Consider the following 20,731-nt stretch of genomic DNA (forward strand, 5'->3'; position numbering starts at 1 on the left):
GCCGCCGGTCCAGGCGCCGCCCACCGCGGTCGCCGCGGCTCCGGCGCTGCCGCCGCCGGCGACCGCCAGCGCGGTGGACCTGTCGCCGGCCGCCGAGATCGCCGAACTGCCGCCGGCACCGCTGCCGAGCCCCGCGCCTCCCGCCCCGCCGCTGCCGCAGGTCCCCGCCGGGGCCACCGCCTGGCTGCAGGTCGGCAGCTTCGCCGAGCGCGCGAACGCCGATACCGCCGCACGCCGCCTGCGCGAGGCCGGCCTGGGCGGGATCGAGATCGCGCCGGTGGACGTCGCCGGCCGCGCCTACTGGCGCGTGCGCCTGGGGCCGCTCGCGGCCGACGCCGCCGCCGAGGCCGCCGCGCGGGTGACGGCGCTCGGCCTCGGCCAGCCGCGCGTGGCGCTCGATTAGCCTTTCCCTTTCGCGGGTCCCGCACCCGCCGCATTCTCCGGAGTCCGCCGTTCCATGAAGCACCTGTACACCGCCGTTGTCGCCGCCGCGCTCGCCTTCGGCGCGCACGCCCAGACGCCGCAGCCCACGCCGGTCCCGACGCCCGTCCCGCAGCCGGGTGCGCCGGCTCCCGCGGCCGGTCCGGTGCAGATCCCGGCCGCGCCCGCCTCCTCCGGCGCCGCCTGGCTGGTGATGGACTACGAGAGCGGCCAGATCCTGGCGGGCGACAACATCGATACGCCGCTGGACCCGGCCAGCATCACCAAGGTGATGACGACCTACGTCGTCGCCGCCGAACTGGCCGCCGGCAAGGTCGCGCTCGACGACCAGGTGCTGATCAGCGAGCGCGCCTGGCGCGAGGGCGGCGCCGGGACCGACGGCAGCTACTCGGGTTTCGACGTGAACACCCGCGCGCCGCTCGAGGAGGTGCTCAAGGGCATGGTCGTGCAGTCCGGCAACGACGCCTCGATCGCGCTCGCCGAGCACATCGCCGGCACCGAGGAGGCGTTCGCCCAGCTGATGAACAGCTACGCGCAGCGGCTGGGCATGACCAACTCGCACTTCGTCAACTCCCACGGACTGACCGCGCCGGGCCACCAGATGAGCGCCCGCGACATCGCCATCCTCGGGCGCGCGCTGATTCGCGACTTCCCCGAGCACTACGCGCTGCACGCGATCAAGGAATACACCCACAACAACATCCGCCAGTACAACCGCAACGGCCTGCTGTGGAAGGACAGCACCGTCGACGGCATCAAGACCGGGCACACCTCGGCCGCCGGCTACTGCCTGCTGGCTTCGGCCAAGCGCGGCGACCAGCGCCTGCTCTCGGTGGTCATGGGGATCCAGGGCTCGCGCACCGAGGGCTTCCGCCGACGCGAGGGCGACAGCCTGGCGCTGCTGAACTGGGGCTTCCGCTTCTACGAGACCCAGAAGCTCTACGACGCCCAGGTCAAGATCGCCGACCAGCGCGTGTGGAAGGGCACCGCCAACAGCGTCGACCTCGGCCTCGCCGAGCCGCTCCTGGTCAGCCTGCCGCGCGGCCGCTACGAGGAACTGCAGGCGACCATGGACGTGCCGACCCGGCTGGTCGCGCCGATCGCGCAGGGCCAGCAGGTGGGAACGGTCCGCGTGCGCCTCGACGGCGAGGTCGTGGCCGAGCGTCCGCTGATCGCGCTGTCGGACGTGTCCGAGGCCGGCTTCTTCGGCCGCCTCTACGACGACTTCTGGATGTGGTGGGAATCCGAGTAGCGCCGCGCATCGCGACAGGACGGAATCGGAAGGCCCGGCATCGCCGGGCCTTCTTCGTTGGCGGAGCCGTCAGCGCGGCAGCAGCCCCTGCGGCGTCAGCGCCATCCGCTCCAGGTCGACGCCGGTGGCGAGGACGTTCCCCCGCACCGCGGTCTGCATGTCCGCCAGCTGCCGTCGCTGGCCGCGACGCCGGACGTCCTGGTAGCCCGCGCCGAGGATCATCGTCATGTACGCCAGCTGCTCGGCGTAGGCCTGCTTCTCGGCGTCGCTCATCGCCAGGATCGCCGGATCGGCCGCCAGCGGCGCCACCAGCTGCGCGCGTACCGCGCGCTGTCCGGCCGGCTCGTCGTTCGAATCGCGCTCGTTGACGATCTCCCACGACACCACGAGGTAGGCGGCGATCACGTCGGCGAGGTTCTGCGGCGAGTAGCCGAAGCGCGACAGCAGTGCGTCGTACTCGCGCAGCAGGGCGCCGGAGGCGAACAGGCCCTCCATGCCGCGCCGCGTTCCGGGCGTGCGCGCCCCGGCCTCCAGCATCCGCCGCTGCACCTCGCGGCTGATTTCGGGATCGCGCCGGAAGGCCAGGCGCGGGTCCGCGGGCGCCGTGTCCGGCGCGGGCGCCGAGAGCGCGCGACCGATGGCGGCGCGCAGGGCATCGCGGGCGGCGCCGTCGCCGATCGTGGCCGGCGTGCTCGCCCGCGTCGCGGGTGGCGTGGCGGCCTCCTGCATGCCCGCGCCGGCGGGCGTCGCGGGATCGTCGCCGGCCGTCGCCAGGCCGGCCAGCAGCGCGAGTGCTGCGAAGGTGGGGCGGCGGAATCCCGGTGGGAACCGCTCCGGCGGTACGCGCATCGTCGTGTCCTCGTTGGGTCGCGGCATCGTCGAGCGCCCGCGCGCCACCGCTACAGCCCGGCGAAGCCGTCGCGGGCCAGTGCCAGCCCGAGCACGTCGAGCCCCGCCTGCTCGCGCATCATGTTCCGGACCGACGCGGCGAAGGCGCGCGAGACGGTCGGGTCGGGGTTCCTTTCCAGGTGCGTGCGCGCCGCCGCCAGCATGACGCTGCGGAACAGCATCTCGTCGGCGACGGCCTGTTTCGCTGCATCCTCCGCGCGGGCGAGGCGCGCATCGTCGAGCAGGCGCCGTTCCATCTGCCTGCGGACGAGCTCGAACTGCGCGGGCGAGGGCTCGGGCGTGCCGTTGACGATCATCCAGCTCACGACGAGCTGGGCCGCGGCGACGTCCGCGACGTTCGTGCTGCGGTAGCCGTACTCGCCGACCATGTCGTCGAAGGCGGAGACGTAGTCGCTCTCGCGCGTGCTGCGGTCGAACTCCGCGGCGGCGGCCGGATTGCTGCGCCGGGTGCGCTCCAGCATCGCGTCGCGTACCGCCGCGGTGACGGCCGGATCGCGCACGAAATCGAGGCTGGCGGGCGTCGCTGCCTCCCGCTCCGTCTCGTGCGGAGCCGACCCGCCATCGCGCTGCACCGCGCGTTCGGCAAGCCGGCGGTTGGTGATGCTCAGCGCCGCCGCGTTGCTGTAGAAGGACGGGTCCAACACCATCGGCGTGGATTGCGCGTGGCAGGTTCCTGCGACGCCGACGACGAGCAGTATCCCGGTCAGGCCGGCGGAACTGAGTGGATGCATGTCGTCGCCTCCTTCTCGAACGATGGGACGGATGATCGCGGAGGCCGCGTGAGGCGTGCGCCGGGGCCGCGGGCCGCAACACGAACGGGGGCGGGCATCGCTGCCCGCCCCCGGAGTCGCGCCCGGCGAGCGCTTACTGCTTGCGCGCGACCGCCGTCTGGCCTTCGCCGATGGACTTGATCGCCGTCGAGATCGCGTTGCTCAGCATGTTCGCGAGCTGCGAGCGCGCGGAGAACTCGTTGGTCAGCTCGGAGAACTTCTCCGGGTTCTTCTGCGAATCCATGCCGCCGATCTGCTTGGAGAGCTCGAAGAGCTTCTGGTACTCCTGGCCGAGCTGCTTGCCGAGGTTCTTGGCCATGGCGACCAGCCAGCTGCCGCCGGAGCTCTCGCTGAACTCGCTGCTGGTGACGCGGGTCAGGTTGATCTGATAGGAAACCGAATCGAAGTTGCCGATGCTCATTGTCGTGGTCCTCGACTACTGTAGGTGGGTTGGCTTGACCTTCGTCCGGAGCGGGTCCGGCGGTGTGCGGAGGAAGCTTGGGGCGATGATGCGAGGGCCGGGACTGCCGTTCTAGCTAGGGCGTTCCCTACCAAGGGTTCTCCCGTGCGTCAGCGTCGTTCCGCCCACAGGCGCGCAGCGACCGGGTCGTCGAGCACCGGCTCCCGGCGCTCCTGCGCGGCCTGCTGTGCGAGCGCGCCTTTCAGCCATTCGCGAGCGGTCGGTTCGCCGTCGCGGCGGCAACGCTCGGCGAACTCGTTCGCCAACCGGATCTCGGGGCTCTGCGCAAGAGCCGCCAGTTCATTCAGCTCGCGTGCGATCTCGCTGCGCTGGTCGGCAGAAAGCTCGCCACCGGCATCGTCGAGAGCGGCCATCCACTGCATGTCCGGCGACTGCGCCGTGCTTTGGCTTTCGGTGTCCGCAGCCTCGAGGATGTGCTCGAAATGGCGGAGGAGGGCGTCCCGTTGGTCGGGTGCGACGGACGGATCGTTCTCGATCGCCTCGCGCATGGATCCGACGACGGCGTCCTTCTGTTCCGGGTTCAAAGGCATGACAGGCTCCTGCGCGGGGTAGTGCAACCGCCCGAGTATGTCTCGCGGACGACGCCCGGCAACCTAGGGTGCTCCCCAGGGCGGTACGCCCCAGCCGGAAGCCATCATCCGCGGGCTCCCCTCACCGCGAACCGACATGCGCAGGAAATCGCCGCTCGCCCCCTTCGCCCGCATGCTCCTGGCGGCTGTCGTCCTGCCGACGGTCGTCCACGCCCAGACCATCGGCGACATGCCCTACATCAATGCAGTCGGCGCCTGGCACGACACCCATCTGCCGCGGCACCGGGACGAGGCGGCGCCGGCTGCGGAGGAGGTCCCCGCGCCGGACCCGGGGCGGCGGGGCCTGGAGGTCTTCGCGTTCTCGCCGGACCCCGGCGTCAGGCGGGACGTCAACCGGAAGCTCGCCGCGGCGTTCGCAGGAGAGGCCGCGGCGTGGCCGGACGCGCTGCAGCCTCTGGCCGCGGGGCCGCTCTCGGATGGCGACTTCCTGACCCTGCTGGCGCGGCCTCTGGGCCGGGGGCGCGACGAAATGCTCGATACGCTCGAGTCCGGCGTCCTGCAGCGCGAGTACGCGCGCGTCCTTGCCGATGCCGGCTACTCCCCGCACAACATGGGCGACGTGCACGCCGCCTTCCTGATCTACGCATGGGCCATCGTCCACGGACACGACCGGCCGGTGCCGCAGGGCGCCTACGACGCGGTGCGAGCGACCCTGGCGCGCGGCGTGCAGGCGCGGGGCGATGCGATCCCGGCGATGCCTGCGGCGGATCTCCAGAGTTCCGCGGAGAGCTTCGCGGTCCTCACCCTGCTCGCCGCGGCGGCATGGAAGGAGAGCGGCGGCGAGGATGCCGCCCGCCTGCGCGACGGTCTGGCCGCGGTGTGCGAGCGCCTCGGCGTCGACGTGCGCCGGGTGGCGCTCACCGAGCGCGGCTTCGTGCAACGCTGACGGTCGGTCCTGCGAAAAGGCGAAGACCCGCGGCGCGAACGCCGCGGGCCCCGTGCGCAGCGGGTGCCGCTCAGGCAGCGTCGCGGGCCCGCTCCATCATCTCCAGGATCATCGCGCGGGTCTGCGTCCCGGCGCGTTGGCCGAGATCGCGCCCGGCTTCCGCCAGCCAGGCCCTGGCGGCCTCGTCGCCATCCTCACGGCAGCGGCGCTCGTACTCGGGCTTGACGACGAGGGCGAGCTCGTCGGCGAGCTCGCGCTGCATGGCGTCGAAGCGGGCCACCAGGGCCTCGCGGTCGCCGGCGCCGATGGCGTTCTCGCGTTCGAGCTGGTCGAGCTTCTCCTCGAACGCCCGCCGCTGCTGCCATGCCGGGTCGATGCTCACGGCTTACAGCCCGAAGTTGCCGAGGGCGTCGGCGAAGCCGCTGTTGAACGCGCCGCGGAACGCCTCGTTGGCGTCGGCGGGCAGGCCGAGATCGCTCAGCATGGTGCCGACGAAGCTGGACGCGAAGTCGTTGAACATGCTGCCGATGTAGTTCCCGATCATTCCGCCGAGCGGTCCGCCGAGCGCGGTTCCGACCGCGGTGAATGCCGACTGGACGAGGCCGCCGACGAGATCGCCGATGTTGCTGGACATAGCTGGTTCCTCTTCAGGGTAGGGGCGGACGCTGCGTCGCAGGCTTTGAGGGGCAGCGTGGGACGAAGTCTCCGCATGTGCCGTGGCGGGACCAGCTAGGTCGTACCCGACCTAGGGCGCGCCCTATGCGCCCCGACCGCCGCCACGGCGCACAATCGCCGCCAGCCTGGAGCCGCCCCATGCAGTCGATCCCGAACGCCGCCGGCGACGCGCCCCCATCGACCCGGCGGATCCGCTTCCGCCGCTTCGATGCCCGCGACATCGCCGACCTGCTCGCGCTGGGCGGCGATCCACGCGTGGTGCGGCACCTCCTGGACGGGCATGTCGCGACCGTGCCGGAAGCGGCCGGCTTCATCCTGTGGAGCGGCTCGATCGCGCATGCGCATCCCGGTTTGGGCTTCTGGCGTGCCGCGACGGAAGACGACCGCTTCCTCGGCCTGTTCTCGCTGGTGCCCGATGCGGACGGCGAGGTGGGCATCGGCGCTCGGCTGCTGCCGGCGGCCTGGGGCCGCGGTTACGCGCTGGAGGGCGGCGCTGCGCTGTGCGAGCACGCCTTCGCGCGGCTCGGCCTGCCGTTGCTGGTCGGCCTGTGCGCACCCGGGAACCGCTCGATCCCACCGCTGCTGGCGCGCCTGGGCTTCGTGCCGAAGGGGGACGCGCAGCAGTTCGGCCGGCCTGCGCTGCGCTTCGTGCTCGACGGCGCCGACTGGCAGGGACCGCGTGCGCGGCGCACCGCGACTGCGGCGGCCGTCAGCCGTCGAAGCGGGGCTCGATGCTGAGCTCGCCGAGGTTGCGCTCGGCGAAGCGGCGGGCGAGTTCGGGCGCGGCGCGCTGGATCGCCTCGTAGGAGTCCCGCGAACGCACGTCGGCGCGCAGCACCCAGCCCTCCGGCCCGCGGGCGAGGGTGAGGTCGGTGCCGGGGAGGGTGGCGTCGCTCATCCGCAGCAGCACCTCGCCGTTGCCGTGCGCGTCGATGCCGCCGGCGCTGACCAGCATCTGCCTGACCTGGCGTTCGAGCAGCTCGGCGAACGCGGTGGCGGTCGGCGCGGCCTGGGGCAGCGGCACGGCGACCGGGCCCGCCGGTTCGCGCAGGCCCAGCTGCGCCTGCATCAGCGCCGCGAGTTCGGCCGGCGCCATGGTGTCGCCGCCGCCCATCTCTCCGCTGCCGGTTTCGGCATCGGGACCGGCCGGCAGCGCCTGCTGGGGCGTCGGGGCCTCCGTCGTGGCGGCCTGAGCGCCTGCATGCGCCTCGCGATGCGCCCCCTCGTGCAGCGGCACTCCGGCGCGGGGATTGCCGTCGCCACGCCCCATCAGCTGGCGGAAGCGCTCCACGGCCTCGCCGGGCGGCGGCGTGCGCGCCGGAGCCCGCTCCGTCGGGCGTACCTGGGTCGAGCGGGAGACGCCCTCGGAAGGCGTCGAGGGCATGCTGCGGGATACGCTCATCCGTTCACCTCGCTGCGGGTCGTGTGGCGCGCCGACACCAGGTCGGCCAGCGCCAGGTCGTCCAGTCGCTCGGCGCGCGCGGCTTCCTCGCGCCGCCACGCCTCGCGGCGCTGTATCAGGGCGTCCAGCCGCGACCGGGTGCGGGAGAACGCCTTCCGTGCCTCGTCGAGTTCCGCCTCGGCCGCGTGCTGGGCCTGGCGCGCGGCCTGCAGCCGTTGGCCGGCGGCCTCCGCCTTGGCGGCGAGCAGGTCGGCGTGCGCCTCGCGCTGTGCCAGCGCCGTCGGCCAGGCGACGCCCGCCGGCGGCGGGTCGAGCAGGCGCGCACGCTGGGCCGCGCGCTCGTTGCGCAGGGACTGGATCTCGCCCTCGATGCGCGTGCAGGCGGCGAGGCACTCGCGGACCTTGGCCAGGCGTTCGAGCACGAGCTGCCGCGCCTTCTCGGTGCGATGCTCGCGCACCTTGATCAGGGTCTCGAGCGGGTAGCGCCGGCGGCTCACGGGAACAGGGCCCTCAGCGCGCCCTCGGCCTCGGCGAAGGGCACGCTCTGCGCCGCCGGCTGCTGCAGGAGCTGGCGGATGGCGCCGATCTTCTCGATGGCGATGTCCGCCTCGCGGTCGCTGCCGGGGCGGTACTCGCCGAGCTGGATCAGCAGCTCGATCTCGTTGTACTTGGCCAGGTACTTCCGCAACTGGCCGGCGGCCCGCTGATGCGCCTCGGACGCCACGCGCGGCATCACGCGGCTGGCGCTGGCGAGCACGTCGATGGCCGGATAGTGGTAGGCGGCGGCCAGCTTGCGCGAGAGCACGATGTGCCCGTCGAGGATGGAGCGCACCTCCTCGGCGACCGGGTCGCTGCCGTCCTCGTCCTCCATCAGCACGGTGTAGAAGGCGGTGATCGCGCCCCTGTCGTTGTTGCCGGCGCGCTCGAACAGGCGCGGCAGCTCGGAGAACACTGAGGGCGGAAAGCCCCGGCGCGCGGGGGGCTCGCCGATGGCGAGGCCGACGTCGCGCAGGGCGCGGGCGAAGCGGGTGACCGAATCGAGCAGCAGCAGCACGCGCTTGCCCTGGTCGCGGAAGTGCTCGGCGATGGCGGTGCCGACCCAGGCGGCGCGGCTGCGCTCCAGGGCGGGGCGGTCCGAGGTCGCGACCACCAGCACCGAGCGCGCGAGGCCGGCGGCGCCCAGGCTGTCGTGGATGAACTCGTTGACCTCGCGGCCGCGCTCGCCCACCAGGACGATCACGTTGACGTCGGACGAGGCGCCGCGCGCCAGCATGCCGAGCAACGTGGACTTGCCGCCGCCGGCGACGGCGAAGATGCCCAGGCGCTGTCCCTCGCCTGCGGTGAGCACGGTGTCGAGCGCGCGCACGCCGGTGGGGAACGGGCGCTCGATCAGGGTGCGGCTGAGCGGGTTGGGCGAGGCCGCGTAGATCGGCACCTCGGCCGTGGTCGCCAGCGGGCCGAGGCCGTCGAGCGGCTCGCCGTGGGCGTCGAGGATGCGGCCGAGGAGGGCGTCGCCCACCTTGACCGCCGCCTGCCGCCCGCTCGCCAGCACCTCGGTGGTGGCCGAGACGCCGTCGAGCGCGCCCAGCGGGGTCAGCAGGGTGTGGTTGCGCGATACGCCGACCACCTCGGCCGCGAGGCGGAAGCCCGGGCGGTCCGGGTTGCGCAGCTCGCACAGCTCGCCGATGGCGGCCTTCAGGCCGGTGGCGCGGATCAGGGTGCCGTAGGCCTCGGCGACCTTGCCGACGCGCTCGATGGCGCTGGCGCGCCCGAGCGCCTCCAGCAGCGGGTCGCGTTCGGCCTGCGGGCCAAGGGGCGCGAGCGTGCGCGGGCCGTTCATGCCGCCGCCTGCCCGACCGCGGCCAGCGCCTGGCGGATCGCCTCGATCTGCTGCTGCACGCCGGCGCGCACCTCGCCCGCCTCCGAGACCACCACGCAGCTGTGCGGGTCGAGGCTCTCGTCGGCAACCAGTTCGATCACGCCCACCGCCGGATGCGCCTGGCGCACCTCGCCGAGGCTGCCGGCGACCGCGGCACGGGCGTCGGGATGCACGCGGATGAGCAGGAACTGCTCCGCCTGCGCGGCCTCCACCGCCTGCACCACCAGGGGCGGAACCAGGCGTTCGGCGTCCAGCCCCGGCGCGATGCGCGCGACGATGGCGCAGGCCAGGTCGGCGATGCGGCCCTCGGCCTCGGCCAGGGTGCGCGCGCGGCGCTCGTTGAGGGCGGCGAGCTGCTGTGTCATCTGTTGCTGGGCACGGGTCAGGCCTTCGGCGAACCCGGCCTGGTAGCCGGCCTCGCGCGCCTGTGCGATCTCCTCGGTGGCGGCGGCCTGCAATGCATTGATGCGTTCGAGCAGGGCATCGACGTCGGCGAGCGCCCGCCATTCCGAGGCGTCCATCACTTCGCCGGTGTGCATCCGGGCCAGCGTGCGCGGCTCGAAGGCGCCGATCGCGCTCATGCCGGCCCCCGGTGATGCGCGACCAGGGTGGCGACCAGGTCGCCCGGCAGCAGCGGCGTGCCCGGGCCCACGGCATCGGGCGGCCCGAGCAGGCGCGCCCACGCGGCCAGTGCCGGGTCGGCGCCGGCCGCCCAGCCCTGGAGTTCGATCCGGCCCTGGGTGCCGAAGAGGCGCCGCAGCGCCTGGTCCGATGCCAGCGCCGCCTGCAGCGCGGCGCGCTGCGGCGCGACGATCGTGGCGTCGGCGGGGCCCGGCCAGACGTTCGCGTCCAGCGCCATCCGGTAGCCGTCGCCGAGCAGGGTGCGCAGGCGCAGTACGGACGCGCGGTCGATCACCGCGCGCACGGCGGCGGCGTGGGCGAGCGCGCCGAGCTGCAGGTGCAGGGTGCGCAGCCGCGTCCGCGGCCAGACGCGCACCAGCGTGGTGGCGGCGATGCCGCCGCGCGCCGGCGCGAAGGCGGCGGGCGCCTCCGCGGCCAGCCAGTCCACCAGGAGGCGGCGCCCCCGCGCGCTGGCGAGGGCACGCCCGTAGAGCCCCGGCGCGATGTCGGGGACCCAGCCGCGATCGACCTCCGCGAGCACGGCGTCGACCGTCATGTCAGCCCTCGGAACGGCCGCGGCCGCCGCGGTGCGGACGCAGCCAGAGGCTGGTGCCGAGCATGGTCAGGATGGCGGTGACGCCGATGCCGATCGCCAGCGCCAGCGGACTGCTGCTGAAGCCGGCCATGCTCGCCGAGGGCACCGCGCCCACGCGCGCCTGGGTCGATTCCGGGAGCTGGCGCGCGGGGAAGATGGCGACGGTGACGTTGTTGATGTCGCGCAGGCCCTCGACGCCGTCCTTGACGATGCCCTTGATGGAGGTCTCGCGTTCGCGCAGCGATCCGCCGCTCTCCTCGAACAGCACGACCGACGCCGACGGCTGCAGGGTGTTGCCGCCCAGCGGATCGCGCTCCGGCAGGGCGATGTGCACGCGCGCGGTGACCACGCCGTCGATGCGCGAGAGCGTGTCCTCGAGCACCTGGGTCATGCCGTGGATGTAGCGCGCCTTCTCCTCCAGCGCCGAGGACGCGAAGCCTTCCTTGGCGAACAGGTCGCCGAGGTTGGAGAAGCGCTCGCGCGGCAGGCCGCGCGCGGCGAGCACGTCCATGGCCTCCGGGAAGTGCCCCTGGGGCACCTGCACCTCCCATCCCGCGTTCTTGCGCCGCGACAGCTCCTTGCGCGCGTCGAGGCCGACCGCCTGCAGGGCCGCCACGATCTCGTTGGCCTGCTGCTCGCTGAGGTCGCTGTAGAGCGTGGTGCGCCCGCAGGCGACCAGCACGACGCAGCCGAGGGCGAGGACGAGGAATCTTGCTCGGAGCATGGCACGCACCTCGTGGGGCTAGGACTGCTGGCGGAACAACTGCTGGACGCCGTCGGACGTGCGGTTGGCGACGTTCGAGGTGATCGTGGCCTGGAACATGAAGTGATGCGCCTTCATGGTCAGGTCGAGCATCTCGCTCGGCGCGAACTGCCCGTTCTTGGCGATCAGGCTCTCCGACTTGGTGCCGATGTCGCTGGCGCGCGCATTGATGGCGTCGAAGAAGGTCAGGGCGGCCTTCAGGCCCTCTCCCGGCGGCTGCGCCGGCGAGACCGCCTCGGCGGGCAGCGCGTTGGCGGCCGGGGCCTCGGCCGCGGACTGCGCCTGGGTGTAGGCGTTGCGGAAGTGGGCGACGTCGTAGGCGCCGGCCTGGCCCGGGCCGCCTGCGGCGGCCGCGCCTCCGGCGACGGCGGACTGGTCGATGCCGACCTGGGCGATGGCTTCGATCATGGGATGCTCCTTGGGGCGATGCCCCGTTGCGGCGCGCCCGCGGGCGCGCCGGGCGGGCCTTTACTGGCGCTTGCCCAGGGTCTCGAGGGCCTGGCCGGTCGCGTTCTGCGAAGTGGCCGCGTTGTTCGACATGAACTGCATCTTCAGGCTCTGCGCGGTCAGCTCGACCATGTTCGACGGCTGGTCGCCGCCCTCGCTGATCTTGGCCGAGAGGTCGGTGATGACGGTGGCCTGGGCATCGAGGGTCTGGCCCCAGGCCTTGGACATGGCCTCGTACCAGCTGCGCGCGTCCTCGTTGCTGACCACGCGCGGGGCGGCGGCCGCGCCCTTGAAGCCCGGGGCCGAGGTGCCGGTGGCGCCGATGTCGAGGGACATGCCGATTCCGGTGAAGGTGCTCATCTGCGTTCTCCTGCTGTCGTCGTGGGGGATGGGTGGACCTTGCGGGCGCCGGCGTGGCGTCCGCGTGGGGATGGCGTCATGGGGTGGCGGCGGCGCCCGCGCCGGCCGGCCGCCGGGCCTGCAGCCGCGCCCCGGTCAGGGGCAGGCGCTGCATGCGCCCGTCGCGGACGATCCAGATGTCCTGTCCGATGGAGTCCAGGTGGGCGCCGTCGGGCAGGGTGGCGCCGGGGTAGTAGCGCGAGCCGTCCGCGGCGATGAGATAGGGGTCGTCGCCGCGCACGACCGAGACGATCGGATTGCCCGAGGGCGCCGCCGCCGCGACCTCGCCGCCGCCGGCCAGGCCTTCGGGCACGGCCTCGACGAAGCCCGGGATCTTCTCGATGTCCGGGTGCGCCAGCGTCGCCACCATCTGCGCCTCGGTCAGCGTGCCGGACACGGCGACGCGGCCGTCGCCGAGATAGCGGGTGCGCGCGGTGTAGCCGCCGTGCAGGCGCAGCATCTCGCGGATGTCCTGCGCGATCTGCTCGCCGGTCAGCAGGTCGCGCAGGTCGAGGTCGATGCCCTCCTGGCGCGCGCGCCGCTCCAGCGTCCGGCGCGCCTCGAAGCTGGGCACGACGCCGTGCAGCACGATGCGCCCGTCGTGGCGGATCTCCGCGTCGATCTCGCCGAGCTCGAGCTCGGCCAGGACGCGGTGCAGGCGGGTCTCCTCGTCCTCGATGCCGACGGCGGCCGGCTCGCGCACCGAGGCGTAGATGGCCACCGAGGCGAGCGACAGCACCGCCACCACCGCCATCGCGTGCAGGCGGCGCAGGCCGCCCGCGGCGACCGGCGGTCTCGGCCGGGGGGCTGCGGTCGCGCGCTCCCCCTCCCCGGGCGGCGCGTCCTCGTACTCGGCCCAGCGCGGATCGGCGGCGCCTCCCAGCACGAGGCTCGCACCGCCGATCCGGATGCGCTCGAAGGGCTGCACGGGGGCCGGGTCGCCGGGCTGCAGCAGGCGATCGCCGAGCCGCACCGGAGCGTCCATGGCGCGGATGTAGAGGCCGCCGCCGAGCACGGTGATCAGGGCGTGGTGCGGCGCCACGTCCGCGTCGGCGAGGACGAGGTCGCAGTCGTCGCCGCTGCCGGCGAGCACGACGTCGCGGTCCTGGCAGGGCCGCCGCGCGCCCCGGTGGACACCGTCCACGAGGCGGAGTTCCAGGTCCCTGAGGTCCTGGGCGGGTGAGGGTGCCGCGTCGGGGGCGGCCGGAATCTGGGTCATGTCAGCTCTCCGCGGGGGGTCAGAGGTCTGCATCGGTCGGGTGCACTACGTGGAAGGGACCCCGTGAGGGGCATCGATGGCGGCGCGTTCCATGCGCGCGAGCCGCAGCGCGGCGTCCTCCTCGCGGGCGACGGCGACGGCCGGGGGTGCGGCCGGGGCGGTGCCCGCGGTGGGCGGTACCGAGACCGGCGCGGCCTGCGCGCCGACGGCGGGCCGCCCGCGGCGGTCCTCGCGGCGCTGGCGCTTGCGCGCCGCGTCCAGTTCGCGGTCCTGGTACTCGAGGTACTCCGGGGTGGTGTGCGGCGAGCTCGGCGCCTGCTGCCCGGTGATGTGGTTCTGCGCCACCAGCCGCGGCGTGATGAGGAACAGGCGCTCGTTGCGCTCCATCTCGCGGTTGGTGCGGCGGAACAGGGCGCCGACAAGGGGGATGTTGCCCAGGCCGGGGATGCGGTCGATGTTCTGGGTGTTGGCGTCGCGCACCAGCCCGCCCAGCAGCACGCTCTCGCCCTCGTTGATGATGGCGTGGGTGTTGACCGCGTTGCGGGTGACCAGCGGGATCTGCGAATTGAAGCCGGTGCTGCTGGACTGGAACACCAGCCCGCCGTCCTCGGCCGCGATGACCATGCGGATGCGGCGGCGGCCGTCGGCCTCCTCGACCACGTGCGGGGTCACCCGCAGGGTGGTGCCGGCCATGACGTTGAACAGGTCCACCTCGTAGGCGCCGCCGACCGGGACGTAGAAGGTCTGGGTGCTCTCGATGACCGCCTCGACGTCGTTGAGCGTGACGATCTGCGGCCGCGAGACCACGCGCGCCACGTCCTCCTGCTCCAGCAGGTTGATGCGGTAGAGGAAGCGGTAGGAGTCGCCGACGATGCCGCCCGCGGTCAGGCCCGGGAGGTTCCGCAGCAGGTCGATGTTCTCGCCCAGGACGTCGCCGAACAGCGCGCGCAGGAAGTCGTTCTGGGTGTCGGCGTCGCCGAACTGCACCGAGTTGCGGCCGTTGCGCCAGCGCCAGTTGGTGCCGATGTCGCGCAGCTTGCCCTTGTTGATGTCGATGATCGTGGCCTCGATCTCGACCAGCCGCGGCTCGGTGTCGAGCGCCCGCACCAGCTCCTCGTACATCGGCAGGCGGTCCGGGTGGTCGCGCACGATGACCGCGTTGCGCGCGGCGTCGGCGACGATCTGCGGCCCGGCGAGGCCGGGCAGCGCGGGCGCGCTGTTGAAGTTGACCGCGTCGGACTGGCCGATGGCCTCCGAGTAGGCGGCGCCGTCCTGCGCATCCCAGCCCGCGCTGGCGAACTCGGCCGGGTTCATGCTCGGCCGCTGCGGGCCCTGCGACGCCAGGCCCTGGCCGCGCAGGCGGTCGGCCGACGGCCGCTGCAGCTGCTCGATGCGCCCCGCGCCCCGCTCGCCCACGCTGGGCAGGCCGACGAGCTGGCGCAGGATGCTGGCCACGCCCGGCACCACGATCTGGCGCGAGCCCACCGACATGCTGGTGTCGGAGGCCCAGGCGTAGCGCAGCGGCAGGTACTTGAACGCGGCCGGCGCGGTCGAGCTCATGATGCCCAGGCTGTTGGCCAGCGCCTCGGCCTGCTCCACGAAGCGGCGCGCGCCCGAGACCATGACGATGCCGGTCTCGGTCGAGGCGTTGAAGTTGTTCTGCTCGTCGCCGAGCTTGAACTCGTAGAAGGCGCGCATGAAGCGCGACACGTTGTCCGGCGTCATCGCGAAGTCGCGGCTGACGCGCTCGTTGGCGAGGTACACGTACACGACCATGCCGTCGTAGTAGGCGAGCAGGCCGTTGGAGTTGGCGATGCCGCGGAAGATCTGCGCGGGCGTGCCCGAGCGCGGGCCGTTGAGGGTGCGCCGGTCCTGGCGCACGGCGTCGCTGAGGACGACGGTGAGACCCTGGTCGGTGAAGAAGCGGGTCAGGAAGTCCGGCAGCGGCTCGGCGTTGAGGTTGAGCTCGATCGGCTCGCCGCGCAGCGGGATCGGCGCGGCGATGGCGCCGGTTGCCGTGGCGAGCATGAGCACGACGCCGGCCAGGAGCGAAAGCCCCCTGGACGTTCCCCTGCGGCGTGCCGTTGGCGCGATCCCCTTCGTCATTCGAACCCTCTACTCGTCAATGGATGGAATGCTCGTCCTGCGCCGGGCGGCGTCAGGCGTTGATCTGGCCGGCCTGCACGATCCGCAGGTCCGGGGCGAGCTCCTGGTACGACAGCACCGGGAGCTGGAAGAAATCGACCTCCACCAGCTTGCGCAGGTGGCGGCGGACATCGAGCGAACACAGCAGGACCGGAACCTTCCCCCCGGCGCGCGCCAGCTGCGTGCGGATCTCCTGGCCGAGCCGCGACGCCAGCTCGGGCGTGATGGCGAGCTGGCTCGCCCCGCCGGCCACGCGCACCGACTGGCGCAGGCGGTCCTCCAGCTCGGGATGCACGAGGACCACGTGCAGGGTGCGGTCGGCATCCGCATAGCGTTCGGCGATCTCGCGCTTGAGCGCCACGCGCACGTACTCGGTGAGCATGACCACGTCCTTCTCGCGGCCGCCGACCTCGGTGATCGCCTCGAACACGTCGCGCAGGTTGCGGATCGGCACGCCTTCCTCGGACAGCCGCTTGAGCACGTCGGCGACGCGCTGCGGCGCGACCACGCGGAGCATCTCCTTGACGAGGTCGGCATAGTCCTTGGACATCTTGCCGAACAGGTTGGCGGTCTCCTGGATGCCGATGAAGCCGCCCATGCGCCGCTGGATCGCGTTGCGGCAGTGCGCGACCAGCGCCTCCAGCGGCGCGAGCGCGCCGGGCGTGCCGGCGGCCACCCACTGGCCCGGCCACGCGGGATAGAACCCGCCGGCCTCGTCGTCGCCGGTGCCGCCGGGCGCCGGCAGGAAGGCGGCATCGCCGCGCAGCGTGCCCGAGCCCATGCGCGCGCCGAACGCGCTGATGCGGTAGCCGTCGGCGCCGAGCCGCGCGTCGCTGCGCACCGTGGGTGCGGGCACCGGGACGCCGAACTCCTCGCGCAGCCCCTGCACCATGCCCTTGAGGCCGCGGCGCACGGCGTCCTCGCCGAGGCTCGCGAGCAGGGCCGGGCCGACCTCGACCAGCAGCGGCGGCGGGGGCGCGAGGTCGTCGACCTCGGCGGCGGCCTTGACCTCCTCCGGCGTCTGCTCGCTCGCCGGCACGCGGAACAGGCGGCGCAGCTGCGGATGGCGGTGGCGGTAGCGGTAGGCGGAGACCGCCAGCAGGCTTACGCCGAGCAGGCCGAAGACCGCCACCGGGAAGCCCGGCACGAACATCATCAGCAGCGACAGGCAGCCGGTGATCAGCAGGACGCGGGGCTCGCCCGAGACCTGGCGCGAGATCGCCTCGCCGAGGTGCTTGTCGTCCTCGGTGCCGGCGGTGCGGGTGACCACCAGGCCCGCGGAGATGGCCGCGAGGATGGCCGGGATCTGCGAGACCAGGCCGTCGCCGATGGTCAGGATGCTGTAGGTCTGCACCGCGTCGCCGAGCGACATGCCGCGCTGCAGGGTGCCGACGGCGAGGCCGCCGAGCAGGTTGATGATGATGATGACGATGCCGGCGATGGCGTCGCCCTTCACGAACTTCATGGCGCCGTCGAGGCTGCCGTGGAGCTGGCTCTCGACCTCGAGCAGGCGGCGCCGGCGCTTGGCCTCGTCCTTGTCGATGAGCCCGGAGCGCAGGTCGGAGTCGATCGAGAGCTGCTTGCCGGGCATCGCGTCGAGGGTGAAGCGCGCGGCGACCTCGGCCACGCGCTCCGCGCCCTTGGCGACCACGATGAACTGCACCACGGTGATGATGAGGAACACCACCAGGCCCACCACCAGGTTGCCGCCGGCGACGAGGTTGCCGAAGGTGTCGATGATGTGGCCCGCGTCCGCGTCCATGAGGATGAGGCGGGTGATCGCGATGGACAGCGACAGCCGGAACAGCGTGGTGAGCAGCAACACGCTGGGGAAGCTCGAGAACGCCACCGGCGTCGGGATGTAGATCGCGATCAGCAGCAGGCCGAAGCCGATGGCGATGTTGAACGCGACCAGGGTGTCGATCACCGCCAGCGGCAGCGGCAGGATCATCAGCGTGATGATCGTCACCGCGGCGAGCGCGAGGACGATGTCGCTGTAGCTGCCGGGGCGACGGAGGATCCCGCCCGTCGCCGCGAGCGTGCCGGAAAGGGAGCGCATGGCGGGACTCAGCGCGGCGCGGTGTGCGCGCCGCCGCGCGGGCGCGCGGCGACGGGCGGCCGCAGCGGAGGCTGGCCGGAAAGCGGGATGCGCGAGTTGTGTCGGATGAAGCCGATCGCCAATCGCATGCAGTTACCTCATGCGTAGTGGTGAGCACACGGCGTGCCCACCCGTCGACAACGTCCCCCTGTTTTTTTGAGGCTAGCACTGCAACGCAACGTTGTGCCACCGTGTTCACGACACCGGCTTTCGACACGTGCGCTTCACGGCAATGCGGCAACAACCCGCCGCGGCAGCCGGCCTCCGCGGCGTCATCCGCAGCTCATACGGGCTTAACCCGGGCGTGATGTCGGCGTGCTATTCGTGGCCGCCGCCGCGGGTGGGGGAAGGCCCAGTTCCTCGGCTTCGAGGCGTGCGAGCAGGTCGACGCGGTGGGCGCTGACGCCGACGGCGATCACGCCGCCACGGCGGGTCTGCAGCAGGACGACCCGCTCGCGCGGCCCCACCGGGACCACCTGCAGCACCGAGAGCGGCGCGTCGCGACCGGTGATCTTGAAGCGGCGGCGGGCGAGCAGCAGGAAGGCGATGAGGGCGGCGATGATCAGCGACAGCGGGAGCAGGATCGAGACCAGTTCACCGACGAAACTCGGTCCGGGTGCGGGCGCCGGTGCGGCGACTGCGGCCGACGTCCAGAGGGCGCCGAGGACGGACAGGGTGAGGGGCAGCGTTCGCATCCGGCAGGTCGTCCAGGCAGTGGGCGGGCATCGCGCGCCCGGTGCGGCGTCCGCGGCCGGGCGCGGCGAGCTTACCCGCTGCATGGGGCGCAGGGCATGACGCCGTCGGCCGCACGTCGCGTCGCCGCGCCGCGCGGAAGCGGCGCCGACGCGGTCGCCGCCGTGCTCGACGCCAGCCCCTTCGCCATGGCCGCCTTCGCCGCGGACGGTCGCCTGGTGGCGGCCAACGCGCGCTACCGCAGCGCGTTCGGCGGCCTCGCCGGACACGATGCGCGGGGCGCGCTGCTGGCCGCGCTGCAGGTCGCGGAGGACGCGGCCGCCGGCGTCCAGGTCGCCGCGCCGCACAGCCGCCGCTGGTACGCCCTGCACTGGGGGCGCGCCGAGACCCGCGCGGGCGCGCTCGACGTGCTGACCGCGCTCGACGTCAGCGAGCACCGCGAGGCCCTGCAGAGCCACAAGGCGCAGCAGGAGCGCCTGCTGTTCACCTCGCGGATGATGTCGGTCGGCGAGATGGCGGCCACCCTCGCGCACGAGCTGAACCAGCCGCTCGCCGCGATCGTGAACTACCTCAACGGCAGCCTGCGCCTCGTCGGGCAGGCCGGCGGCCCGGGCCAGGTCGAGCGCGCGCTGCTGTCGGCGCGCTCGCAGGCCGAGCACGCCAGCGCGGTCATCGCGCGGGTGCGCGAGTTCGTGCGGGCGCGCGAGCCGCGCCGGGACGCGCACGCGGTGGCCGAGATCGCCGGCAACGTCATCGAACTGCTGCGGCTCGAGGCCGAGCGCCTCGGCCTGTGCATCGACCTCGCGCTGGACGACGGGCTGCCGATGGTCTACGCCGACCGCGTGATGGTCGAGCAGGTGCTGCTCAACCTGGTCAAGAACGCGATCGAGGCCATGCGCGACGTGCCGCCGGCGCGGCGCGAGCTGCGCGTGCAGGCGCGCGAGAACCTCGACGGCGAGGTCGAACTGCGCGTGCTGGACCGCGGCGCGGGTCTCAGCGACAGCGAGCGCGAGCACCTGTTCTCGCCCTTCTTCACCACCAAGAGCGACGGGCTCGGCATCGGCCTGTCGATCTGCCGTTCCATCATCGAGTACCACGAGGGACGCCTGTTCTTCGAACCCCGCGATGGCGGCGGCAGCGTGTTCGGCTTTACCCTTCCGCCCGCAGGGGATGCGATGACGGAGCCGGCGGCATGACCGAGGCACGCGTGTTCCTGGTCGACGACAACGATGCGTTCCGCGATTCCACCGCCTGGCTGCTGGAGACGGCGGGCTTCGCGGTGCAGGCCTACGCCTCGGGCGGTGCCTTCCTCGACGCCTACCTGGCGGAGCGCCATGGCGGCGAGCCGCTGTGCCTGGTCTCGGACATCCGCATGCCGCAGATGAGCGGGCTGCAGCTCCAGGAGGAGCTCAAGCGCCGCGGCATCGCGCTGCCCATCGTGTTCGTCACCGCGCACGGGGACGTGCCGCTCGCGGTCGAGGCGATGCGCAAGGGCGCCTCCAACTTCCTCGAGAAGCCCTTCGGCGACGAGGCGCTGGTACAGGCCATCCGCGCGGCGGTGGCGGCGCGTCCCGGGCGCGACGGCCGCGGTGCGGGACAGAGCGAGCGGCTGGGCAAGCTCAGTCCGCGCGAGCGCCAGGTGCTCGACCTGGTCGTGGCCAGCAAGCCCAACAAGGTGATCGCCGACATCCTCGGCATCAGCATCAAGACCGTGGAACTGCACCGGGCCAACATGATGGGCAAGCTCGGCGTGCGCTCCCTCCCCGAACTCATGAAGGTGGCGCTTGGCCATGACTGAGGTCACCGAACCGCGTGCGCCCGAGGCGCCCGCGGAGGACGGCGCCGCGCCCGCCGCGACGCGCTCGCGGCGCGGCCTGCCGAGCCTGCGCCCGGAGCATGCCGCGCTCCTGCGGCGGGTGTTCTCCCGACCGCGCGCCCACGTCGAGCAGGGGGAGGCGGGCCCGCTGCGGCTGCGTTTCGGGCCGCCCGGCGGACTCGCTCTCGCCTGGGAGACGGTGGAGCTGCAGGGCGGCGCCGCGCGGGCGCTGCTGCGCCTCTATCGCGACGGGCACGCGCAGCCGCTGGACGAGCGCGCCTGGAGCGACTACCGGGGCCGCGCACGGCTGATGGCTTGGACCCTGGCGCACGAGACCCTGCTCGGCGCGCTGGCGCGGGCCCTCGGCGAGGACCTGCTGCCGGTCGCCCTGGGCGCCGCCGGCGAAGCGGAGGGCGCCTGGCTGGCCTTCCGCCTCGACGGCCCCGAGGCCGGCGCGTGCAGCAGCGGCGCGGTCTGCCTGCCGACCGGCTGGCTCGAGCGCCTGGCCGAGCTGCATCCGGCCGAGGCGCCGCCGCCGCCCGGCATCGACCCCGGCCTGCCCGCGCCGGTCGCGCTCCGCCTGCGCACGCCGCCGCTCGCCGCCCGCCGCTTCGCGCGGCTCGGCGCCGGCGACGTGGTCGTGCTCGGCC

General features: G+C 73.1%; 25 protein-coding genes. 7 read left to right on the forward strand and 18 right to left on the reverse strand.

Features of this window, described 5'->3' with window-relative positions; all coding sequences use genetic code 11:
- Together ACFO3Q_RS17055 and ACFO3Q_RS17060 are read left to right on the forward strand one after the other, a co-directional pair.
- A partial coding sequence (locus tag ACFO3Q_RS17055) for an SPOR domain-containing protein (RefSeq protein WP_377006119.1) occupies positions 1-403 on the forward strand: 403 nt, incomplete at its 5' end.
- A gap of 54 nt (positions 404-457) precedes the next feature.
- The gene (locus ACFO3Q_RS17060) at positions 458-1,693 is read left to right on the forward strand and encodes a D-alanyl-D-alanine carboxypeptidase family protein (protein WP_377006121.1); all 1,236 of its coding nucleotides are present in this window, start codon (positions 458-460) and stop codon (positions 1,691-1,693) included.
- Between the two features lie 69 nt (positions 1,694-1,762).
- Here the strand turns inward: ACFO3Q_RS17060 and ACFO3Q_RS17065 are convergent, their stop codons facing one another.
- From ACFO3Q_RS17065 to ACFO3Q_RS17080, 4 genes are all read right to left on the reverse strand, one after another.
- Positions 1,763-2,569: a DUF6683 family protein gene (locus ACFO3Q_RS17065; protein ID WP_377006123.1), complete on the reverse strand. Its 807-nt coding sequence runs from the start codon at positions 2,567-2,569 to the stop codon at positions 1,763-1,765.
- Positions 2,570-2,592: 23 nt separating this feature from the next.
- Positions 2,593-3,333, reverse strand: coding sequence for a DUF6683 family protein (locus tag ACFO3Q_RS17070; RefSeq protein ID WP_377006125.1), 741 nt, complete (start codon positions 3,331-3,333; stop codon positions 2,593-2,595).
- 133 nt (positions 3,334-3,466) lie between these two features.
- Positions 3,467-3,793 (reverse strand): hypothetical protein, encoded by a 327-nt coding sequence (locus tag ACFO3Q_RS17075; protein WP_377006127.1) that lies wholly within the window; start codon positions 3,791-3,793, stop codon positions 3,467-3,469.
- 149 nt (positions 3,794-3,942) lie between these two features.
- On the reverse strand, positions 3,943-4,383 hold the full coding sequence (locus ACFO3Q_RS17080; RefSeq protein WP_377006129.1) for a hypothetical protein: 441 nt from the start codon (positions 4,381-4,383) through the stop codon (positions 3,943-3,945).
- A 136-nt stretch (positions 4,384-4,519) separates the two neighbouring features.
- Here ACFO3Q_RS17080 and ACFO3Q_RS17085 point away from each other — a divergent pair, with 136 nt between their 5' ends.
- The gene (locus ACFO3Q_RS17085; protein WP_377006130.1) at positions 4,520-5,329 is read left to right on the forward strand and encodes a DUF6683 family protein; all 810 of its coding nucleotides are present in this window, start codon (positions 4,520-4,522) and stop codon (positions 5,327-5,329) included.
- A gap of 70 nt (positions 5,330-5,399) precedes the next feature.
- Here the strand turns inward: ACFO3Q_RS17085 and ACFO3Q_RS17090 are convergent, their stop codons facing one another.
- Both ACFO3Q_RS17090 and ACFO3Q_RS17095 read right to left on the reverse strand, forming a co-directional pair.
- Positions 5,400-5,711 carry a hypothetical protein gene (locus tag ACFO3Q_RS17090; RefSeq protein WP_377006132.1) on the reverse strand — a complete coding sequence of 104 codons (312 nt, stop codon included), beginning with the start codon at positions 5,709-5,711 and terminating at the stop codon, positions 5,400-5,402.
- A 3-nt stretch (positions 5,712-5,714) separates the two neighbouring features.
- The gene (locus ACFO3Q_RS17095; RefSeq protein ID WP_377006134.1) at positions 5,715-5,963 is read right to left on the reverse strand and encodes a hypothetical protein; all 249 of its coding nucleotides are present in this window, start codon (positions 5,961-5,963) and stop codon (positions 5,715-5,717) included.
- 179 nt (positions 5,964-6,142) lie between these two features.
- Here ACFO3Q_RS17095 and ACFO3Q_RS17100 point away from each other — a divergent pair, with 179 nt between their 5' ends.
- Positions 6,143-6,742, forward strand: coding sequence for a GNAT family N-acetyltransferase (locus ACFO3Q_RS17100; protein WP_377006136.1), 600 nt, complete (start codon positions 6,143-6,145; stop codon positions 6,740-6,742).
- Here ACFO3Q_RS17100 and ACFO3Q_RS17105 read toward each other — a convergent pair.
- From ACFO3Q_RS17105 to ACFO3Q_RS17160, 12 genes are all read right to left on the reverse strand, one after another.
- Positions 6,714-7,406, reverse strand: a complete 693-nt coding sequence (locus ACFO3Q_RS17105; protein ID WP_377006138.1) for a hypothetical protein — start codon at positions 7,404-7,406, stop codon at positions 6,714-6,716. The two genes, ACFO3Q_RS17100 and ACFO3Q_RS17105, sit on opposite strands and share 29 nt — an antisense overlap.
- Positions 7,403-7,903, reverse strand: a complete 501-nt coding sequence (locus tag ACFO3Q_RS17110; RefSeq protein WP_377006139.1) for a hypothetical protein — start codon at positions 7,901-7,903, stop codon at positions 7,403-7,405. The genes ACFO3Q_RS17105 and ACFO3Q_RS17110 overlap by 4 nt, the downstream gene beginning before the upstream one ends.
- Positions 7,900-9,246 carry a FliI/YscN family ATPase gene (locus tag ACFO3Q_RS17115; protein WP_377006141.1) on the reverse strand — a complete coding sequence of 449 codons (1,347 nt, stop codon included), beginning with the start codon at positions 9,244-9,246 and terminating at the stop codon, positions 7,900-7,902. The genes ACFO3Q_RS17110 and ACFO3Q_RS17115 overlap by 4 nt, the downstream gene beginning before the upstream one ends.
- On the reverse strand, positions 9,243-9,866 hold the full coding sequence (locus tag ACFO3Q_RS17120) for a FliH/SctL family protein (protein WP_377006143.1): 624 nt from the start codon (positions 9,864-9,866) through the stop codon (positions 9,243-9,245). Before ACFO3Q_RS17120 ends, ACFO3Q_RS17115 begins: the two co-directional genes overlap by 4 nt.
- The gene (locus ACFO3Q_RS17125) at positions 9,863-10,462 is read right to left on the reverse strand and encodes a hypothetical protein (RefSeq protein WP_377006145.1); all 600 of its coding nucleotides are present in this window, start codon (positions 10,460-10,462) and stop codon (positions 9,863-9,865) included. The genes ACFO3Q_RS17120 and ACFO3Q_RS17125 overlap by 4 nt, the downstream gene beginning before the upstream one ends.
- A gap of 1 nt (position 10,463) precedes the next feature.
- On the reverse strand, positions 10,464-11,225 hold the full coding sequence (sctJ, locus tag ACFO3Q_RS17130; RefSeq protein WP_377006147.1) for a type III secretion system inner membrane ring lipoprotein SctJ: 762 nt from the start codon (positions 11,223-11,225) through the stop codon (positions 10,464-10,466).
- Positions 11,226-11,243: 18 nt separating this feature from the next.
- Complete coding sequence (locus ACFO3Q_RS17135; RefSeq protein ID WP_377006149.1) at positions 11,244-11,672, reverse strand: hypothetical protein; 429 nt, start codon at positions 11,670-11,672, stop codon at positions 11,244-11,246.
- Between the two features lie 60 nt (positions 11,673-11,732).
- The gene (locus ACFO3Q_RS17140) at positions 11,733-12,071 is read right to left on the reverse strand and encodes a hypothetical protein (protein WP_377006150.1); all 339 of its coding nucleotides are present in this window, start codon (positions 12,069-12,071) and stop codon (positions 11,733-11,735) included.
- 76 nt (positions 12,072-12,147) lie between these two features.
- Positions 12,148-13,329, reverse strand: coding sequence for a SctD/MshK family protein (locus tag ACFO3Q_RS17145; RefSeq protein WP_377006152.1), 1,182 nt, complete (start codon positions 13,327-13,329; stop codon positions 12,148-12,150).
- A gap of 45 nt (positions 13,330-13,374) precedes the next feature.
- Entirely contained in the window at positions 13,375-15,357 is a 1,983-nt protein-coding gene (gene sctC / locus ACFO3Q_RS17150; RefSeq protein WP_377006154.1) for a type III secretion system outer membrane ring subunit SctC, read from the reverse strand.
- A 130-nt stretch (positions 15,358-15,487) separates the two neighbouring features.
- A complete protein-coding gene (locus ACFO3Q_RS17155) occupies positions 15,488-17,533 on the reverse strand; it encodes an FHIPEP family type III secretion protein (protein ID WP_377006156.1) in 2,046 nt (681 codons plus the stop codon).
- Positions 17,534-17,865: 332 nt separating this feature from the next.
- Positions 17,866-18,267: a flagellar biosynthetic protein FliO gene (locus ACFO3Q_RS17160; RefSeq protein ID WP_377006158.1), complete on the reverse strand. Its 402-nt coding sequence runs from the start codon at positions 18,265-18,267 to the stop codon at positions 17,866-17,868.
- Positions 18,268-18,363: 96 nt separating this feature from the next.
- Between ACFO3Q_RS17160 and ACFO3Q_RS17165 the strand changes: the two genes are divergently transcribed.
- The 3 genes from ACFO3Q_RS17165 to ACFO3Q_RS17175 all read left to right on the forward strand — a co-directional run.
- Positions 18,364-19,461: a sensor histidine kinase gene (locus ACFO3Q_RS17165; protein ID WP_377006160.1), complete on the forward strand. Its 1,098-nt coding sequence runs from the start codon at positions 18,364-18,366 to the stop codon at positions 19,459-19,461.
- The gene (locus ACFO3Q_RS17170; RefSeq protein WP_377006162.1) at positions 19,458-20,063 is read left to right on the forward strand and encodes a response regulator transcription factor; all 606 of its coding nucleotides are present in this window, start codon (positions 19,458-19,460) and stop codon (positions 20,061-20,063) included. The genes ACFO3Q_RS17165 and ACFO3Q_RS17170 overlap by 4 nt, the downstream gene beginning before the upstream one ends.
- On the forward strand, positions 20,056-20,731 hold a 676-nt coding region (locus ACFO3Q_RS17175), incomplete at its 3' end, for a hypothetical protein (RefSeq protein WP_377006164.1). The genes ACFO3Q_RS17170 and ACFO3Q_RS17175, both read left to right, overlap by 8 nt.

It is taken from the genome of Coralloluteibacterium thermophilum (assembly GCF_042654365.1).
In the GTDB taxonomy this organism is placed as follows: Bacteria; Pseudomonadota; Gammaproteobacteria; order Xanthomonadales; family Xanthomonadaceae; genus Coralloluteibacterium; species Coralloluteibacterium thermophilum.

Bases quoted from the DNA above. Each gene is read 5' to 3' on its own strand.
- ACFO3Q_RS17145 (WP_377006152.1), bottom strand. From the start codon at position 13,329: ATGACCCAGATTCCGGCCGCCCCCGACGCGGCACCCTCACCCGCCCAG.
- ACFO3Q_RS17065 (WP_377006123.1), bottom strand. From the start codon at position 2,569: ATGCCGCGACCCAACGAGGACACGACGATGCGCGTACCGCCGGAGCGG.
- ACFO3Q_RS17105 (WP_377006138.1), bottom strand. From the start codon at position 7,406: ATGAGCGTATCCCGCAGCATGCCCTCGACGCCTTCCGAGGGCGTCTCC.
- ACFO3Q_RS17060 (WP_377006121.1), top strand. From the start codon at position 458: ATGAAGCACCTGTACACCGCCGTTGTCGCCGCCGCGCTCGCCTTCGGC.
- ACFO3Q_RS17140 (WP_377006150.1), bottom strand. From the start codon at position 12,071: ATGAGCACCTTCACCGGAATCGGCATGTCCCTCGACATCGGCGCCACC.
- ACFO3Q_RS17095 (WP_377006134.1), bottom strand. From the start codon at position 5,963: ATGTCCAGCAACATCGGCGATCTCGTCGGCGGCCTCGTCCAGTCGGCA.
- ACFO3Q_RS17080 (WP_377006129.1), bottom strand. From the start codon at position 4,383: ATGCCTTTGAACCCGGAACAGAAGGACGCCGTCGTCGGATCCATGCGC.
- ACFO3Q_RS17125 (WP_377006145.1), bottom strand. From the start codon at position 10,462: ATGACGGTCGACGCCGTGCTCGCGGAGGTCGATCGCGGCTGGGTCCCC.
- ACFO3Q_RS17075 (WP_377006127.1), bottom strand. From the start codon at position 3,793: ATGAGCATCGGCAACTTCGATTCGGTTTCCTATCAGATCAACCTGACC.
- ACFO3Q_RS17135 (WP_377006149.1), bottom strand. From the start codon at position 11,672: ATGATCGAAGCCATCGCCCAGGTCGGCATCGACCAGTCCGCCGTCGCC.
- sctC (WP_377006154.1), bottom strand. From the start codon at position 15,357: ATGCTCGCCACGGCAACCGGCGCCATCGCCGCGCCGATCCCGCTGCGC.
- ACFO3Q_RS17155 (WP_377006156.1), bottom strand. From the start codon at position 17,533: ATGCGCTCCCTTTCCGGCACGCTCGCGGCGACGGGCGGGATCCTCCGT.
- ACFO3Q_RS17085 (WP_377006130.1), top strand. From the start codon at position 4,520: ATGCGCAGGAAATCGCCGCTCGCCCCCTTCGCCCGCATGCTCCTGGCG.
- ACFO3Q_RS17170 (WP_377006162.1), top strand. From the start codon at position 19,458: ATGACCGAGGCACGCGTGTTCCTGGTCGACGACAACGATGCGTTCCGC.
- ACFO3Q_RS17115 (WP_377006141.1), bottom strand. From the start codon at position 9,246: ATGAACGGCCCGCGCACGCTCGCGCCCCTTGGCCCGCAGGCCGAACGC.
- ACFO3Q_RS17100 (WP_377006136.1), top strand. From the start codon at position 6,143: ATGCAGTCGATCCCGAACGCCGCCGGCGACGCGCCCCCATCGACCCGG.
- ACFO3Q_RS17160 (WP_377006158.1), bottom strand. From the start codon at position 18,267: ATGCGAACGCTGCCCCTCACCCTGTCCGTCCTCGGCGCCCTCTGGACG.
- ACFO3Q_RS17165 (WP_377006160.1), top strand. From the start codon at position 18,364: ATGACGCCGTCGGCCGCACGTCGCGTCGCCGCGCCGCGCGGAAGCGGC.
- sctJ (WP_377006147.1), bottom strand. From the start codon at position 11,225: ATGCTCCGAGCAAGATTCCTCGTCCTCGCCCTCGGCTGCGTCGTGCTG.
- ACFO3Q_RS17120 (WP_377006143.1), bottom strand. From the start codon at position 9,866: ATGAGCGCGATCGGCGCCTTCGAGCCGCGCACGCTGGCCCGGATGCAC.
- ACFO3Q_RS17070 (WP_377006125.1), bottom strand. From the start codon at position 3,333: ATGCATCCACTCAGTTCCGCCGGCCTGACCGGGATACTGCTCGTCGTC.